The sequence below is a fragment of the Acinetobacter sp. 24-47-62 genome, from assembly GCF_056779765.1.
This window is the reverse complement of the sequence record NZ_JBWYIN010000030.1, coordinates 1-2,974: the sequence shown is the minus strand read 5'-3', so window position 1 is coordinate 2,974 and position 2,974 is coordinate 1. Positions and strand designations below refer to the sequence as shown.

7 protein-coding genes are annotated in these 2,974 nt (G+C 33.7%); all 7 read right to left on the bottom strand.

Going from position 1 to position 2,974, the window contains the following annotated elements:
* Nucleotides 1-348: 348 nt before the first annotated feature.
* Entirely contained in the window at nucleotides 349-621 is a 273-nt protein-coding gene (nadS, locus tag AC1M87_RS14720; protein ID WP_005108769.1) for a NadS family protein, read from the bottom strand.
* Nucleotides 614-934 carry a type II toxin-antitoxin system RelE/ParE family toxin gene (locus tag AC1M87_RS14715; protein WP_000897309.1) on the bottom strand — a complete coding sequence of 107 codons (321 nt, stop codon included), beginning with the start codon at nucleotides 932-934 and terminating at the stop codon, nucleotides 614-616. The genes nadS and AC1M87_RS14715 overlap by 8 nt, the downstream gene beginning before the upstream one ends.
* 186 nt (nucleotides 935-1,120) lie before the next feature.
* Nucleotides 1,121-1,318 (bottom strand): hypothetical protein, encoded by a 198-nt coding sequence (locus AC1M87_RS14710; RefSeq protein ID WP_481594113.1) that lies wholly within the window; start codon nucleotides 1,316-1,318, stop codon nucleotides 1,121-1,123.
* Between the two features lie 66 nt (nucleotides 1,319-1,384).
* Nucleotides 1,385-1,612, bottom strand: a complete 228-nt coding sequence (locus tag AC1M87_RS14705) for a hypothetical protein (protein ID WP_000921865.1) — start codon at nucleotides 1,610-1,612, stop codon at nucleotides 1,385-1,387.
* Between the two features lie 97 nt (nucleotides 1,613-1,709).
* The gene (locus AC1M87_RS14700) at nucleotides 1,710-1,925 is read right to left on the bottom strand and encodes a cold-shock protein (RefSeq protein ID WP_000071892.1); all 216 of its coding nucleotides are present in this window, start codon (nucleotides 1,923-1,925) and stop codon (nucleotides 1,710-1,712) included.
* 355 nt (nucleotides 1,926-2,280) lie between these two features.
* Nucleotides 2,281-2,592, bottom strand: a complete 312-nt coding sequence (locus AC1M87_RS14695; RefSeq protein WP_481594112.1) for a BrnA antitoxin family protein — start codon at nucleotides 2,590-2,592, stop codon at nucleotides 2,281-2,283.
* The gene (locus AC1M87_RS14690) at nucleotides 2,579-2,866 is read right to left on the bottom strand and encodes a BrnT family toxin (protein ID WP_002124950.1); all 288 of its coding nucleotides are present in this window, start codon (nucleotides 2,864-2,866) and stop codon (nucleotides 2,579-2,581) included. Before AC1M87_RS14690 ends, AC1M87_RS14695 begins: the two co-directional genes overlap by 14 nt.
* Between the last annotated feature and the right edge of the window lie 108 nt (nucleotides 2,867-2,974).

Genomic DNA, 2,974 nt, shown 5'->3' with positions numbered 1-2,974 from the left:
TCAAATTTGATACTTCTTGCCAATAAAATTGGTTAAAAATTGATCAAAAATCGCAATTCCCTATAAGATATATGCCTTTTAAGATCAAATTCATCCCCAATTTCTGCGGACAACTTTTGGGATAAGTTTTAATCAATTTTGTACGCCTTGGCTCACATTCATTCAGGTATTTTGCGTCTATACCGATCCCCCTCAATTTTCTATGATGAACACATAGAGAGCAGGATGCTCCAGATAACAATAAGAAATCGTAGCAATGGAATATGCAGGTACGACAGGAGTTATACCAACGCATCAAATACGTAAAAAAGCCCAACAGGATGTTGGGCTTTTTTATTATCTAAACTTTTAAATCAGAGTTGGATGGGCATCCAGAATGCGAATTAAAGTCGCTGCAGGACCAGTCGGATAACGACGGCCTTGTTCCCAGTTTTGTAGGGTTCTCGCGCTGATATGCAAACGTGCAGCAAACTCTGCCTGGGTTAAGCCAGTTTTCTCACGTACTTCTTTAATATCTGGCAATTCAAGCGCTGTGACTCGGCTTGCTTTTATTTCATTGCGTTTTATGGCACCAGCTTCTTTGATTGAAGCAACCAGGTCATCAAATAAGTTGTTATCCATGAAATTGCTCCTTTACTAATTGACGTAGAATCGAGGTTTCTTTGTCTGTCAGATTATCTTTCACAGACTTTGGATAAGCCACCAGGAAAAAGATCTGATCATCTTCTGTAACCCAATAATAGATCACACGGATACCGCCACTTTTGCCTTTATTGCCCTGAGCACAACGTACTTTACGAATTCCACCACCATTCTTGATTAAGTCGCCCTTATCAGGCTGTACCAAGAGATCTTGCTGGAGCTGACGATACTCTTCATCACTCACAAGCTCTTTGATTTGCTTAGTAAAAATACTGGTTTCAATGAATAACATAGGTTTAAGTACGTCAATGGCGTATAAGAATTTTAGCAGTTTTAGAATAAAAAAACGAGAGCTGTGAACTCTCGTTTCGCATAAGCAAAGGCTTACAAATATAAATATTAGGTATAAAAAACCCGCATGATAGCGAGTAGGTCCTGATATTTCATTCAGACTATAGATTTTATAAAAACTATATTTCTAGATGATTTTAAATATTTTTCCACTTAAGGTACTTTGAAAAAGCATTTCAAAACTAGGTCGAATATCTTCACCATCAACGGTGATATGTTTTATATTCAAATGAGATTGTGTGTTGGCAAACTCATGATCCACTGTGGCTTGAATAGCGTGTTTAATGCCAAACTGGTCTTTTACGCTGAGAGTCTGTTTAAACATATATATTTCCTTAAAAAAATTGCAGTGGAAATCCCACATAAATTATTGATGTTTAAAAATTTATCGCTAAGCAACTTTATGATTTAATTTAAATAGCTGATTTAGAGAAGTGTAAAATGTACGGCCATCCAAATTTAAATCAACTTCGATTCCAGATTCCAGTAGAACTCTTTTACCTACTTCGATTTGTTTTAAACCTTGACGTGTATTTTGCATTTTATGTAGAGGAATTAATGAAACAATAATTTCAGTACCATTTTTAGATTTTGCAATTAAATCATTTACTTTTAACAACTTATATCCTATTTTTTAGAGATTTTTTCAATTTTGAAAACATTTTAAAGCATAAAAAAAGCACTTATGAGTGCTTTTTATTACTGCTTATTATTACTTAGATAGCAACAATATTTACAGCATTCGGTCCTTTTTGACCTTGAGCTACACTGAATTCAACTTGCTGGCCTTCAAATAAGGTCTTGAAACCTGAACTCGCGATTTCGCTGAAATGAGCAAAAACGTCTGGACCTGATTCTTGTTGAATGAAACCAAAACCTTTAGTTTCGTTAAACCACTTAACAGTACCTTTAACAACATTTGAGTTTGACATAATATATCCTACTAATTTTTAATAATTTTTTAGTCATTTTATTGACTGATTAATAACTTTGAAAATAATAAAGAATGAGACTTAAAATCTAAAAAACGAAGGATTATGACTAAAACTGCGATACTTAAGGAAGATTTACCGAAACAAGACTTTTTTTCTAGTTAAGTTAAATATACAGTAAAAATAAAAATAATCAAGTTTTTTGATATAAATATTAATTTTTCTTATAAAATCTATATTTTTCTTTAAAAATTAATTAAATTCAATAACTTATTTATTATATTATTTAATATTTTCTTTAACATAAAATCTCTTATGCGAAATTAAAAATGGGAGCCTATAGCTCCCATTTTCATCAATGATTCTTCAGATCTTCTAGCATTGCTTCACGTAGAATTTTATTCATACGTGTCTGATAGCCTTTCCCTTGCGCTTTTAACCATGCAAGTACATCAGCATCCAGACGAACAGATGTTTGTTGCTTCACTGGACGATAAAATTGCCCATGGCGAACAGCATGACTCCAGTCGGTAATCTCAGGAATGTCAGATAGATCTAATTGCTCATCTGGTACAGTTCCTTTTGCAAGCAAGCGTTTAATTTCAGCATCTTGCTTTTCACTGAAATTCTCATTCAGTTCTTTGCGTGTATATCTAACCATGCTCATATTGATTACGCTCCGCTTTGGTAACTTGCCTTGCACTAATAATTCGTATGATTTCACAGTCATCATCATCAATGATGGTATGAGCAACCAATAACATCAGTACACCTTTAACCATACCGATCGTTTGCCAACGTTCTTCACCATTGGTATGCCGATCCTGGATTGAGATCCTTAACGGATCTTCAAAAACGAGACTTGCTGTTTCAAAAGATACATCATGTTTTTTCTGATTCTTTTGGTTTTTAGCCTCATCCCATTCGAAATACAGTTCCATAAAAAACATTCAAATTTGTATATACAATAATGTATCACACATTTGTATCTCACAAGTCAAATAGCGTGTTTTTTGGTCAATTTTATTGGCAAAAAATGACAAATATGC